Raw genomic sequence first — 1,196 nt, forward strand, 5'->3', positions numbered from 1 at the left:
ATACTCCCGGTCTGCCGACTCCCGAACAACAGCCCCTTCAATAAGCATAGGGTCATAGGTAATTTCTTCTGTCGGTTGACCTGCTACAATACGTGTAGTTATTAACTGTTTTACTTTGATATAACTAATCTGTCCATCTTCTGTATAGTAATGACCCGAGGTATACACCCCAGACCCGGAAGGAGCCGGATCATGCGCTTCATGACGAGGGTTTCGCCAACTGTTATGTTTCCCGGATGAAGTACGCGTGCTTATCAATTCATTAGATCTACTAAATATAGATAATACGCTGGAATTTTCTATTATACCACTGCCTCCTGTGGTCTGATCATTATAAACAGCTCCTCTATACGCCCCGTATTGACCTAAAGGTTTCATATCATTCCTTAAAATCGAATGGGAAATACTACAACTAAGCGAGGATGAACTAACCACATCTGAAGGGGCACCTCCATCTAAAACACCCTCTTGACAGGGAGCATTACAGGCTCTGATCAAAGCATCCCACTGTATAGCAAAAACAGCAGCTAAACGCGTCTTTTCTTCCTCTAATTCAATAGCTGATAAATGGGATAAGGATGAATAATCATATGCCTCTACCTGGGTGGTCACATACTGAGACTTGCTCCCATAATCCGATAGCAGGGCTGCCTCGCATTCACTACAGGTCATAAAACAACCTTCGAAACTAAGAACAGGAAGGTTACTCACTTCTTCCGGACTGATATAACACGCATCATTAGCATCCTGAAGCCTGGCTACATAGGCATCTGCATAAGATGCTAAGGCTTCTCTGTCGACCGACAAACTCTTGCTTATGGTATAACTACCTCTTGGAACCGAAGCCGTCGCTTCCGGCAAAATAAAAGTTCCTGAAGTCACTCTACTCATATCTACCTTTTCTACCAATGGAGTGGCGAGTAAAGAAACCCCGTCCAAATCCTCAATAGCTATTTCCAGATCATAAACAAAAGGATATTGAACAACCGTAGTAGGGCTACAATTATCTTCAAAAAAAGGAGCATTCGACAGTGTATAATTAAATCGATAGCTCCTATCAAAGGCTGAAACCTTCGTCCCTCCATATTCCAGCGCGTCATATAAAGGACCAAATCCCCCTGTGCTCGTTTTAATAGTATTATCTAAAGCCGTATCCTTTGCTCCGCGACTGAGTTTGCCCAGTAAATCAACCGTCA

At 43.1% G+C, this 1,196-nt stretch carries 1 protein-coding gene; it reads right to left on the reverse strand.

Going from position 1 to position 1,196, the window contains the following annotated elements:
- Window positions 1–1,196: hypothetical protein (locus ACFSTE_RS20560; protein WP_378298373.1), on the reverse strand; the 1,196-nt coding region annotated here is incomplete at both ends.

It is taken from the genome of Aquimarina hainanensis, assembly GCF_042684685.1.
Classification (GTDB): Bacteria; Bacteroidota; Bacteroidia; order Flavobacteriales; family Flavobacteriaceae; genus Aquimarina; species Aquimarina hainanensis.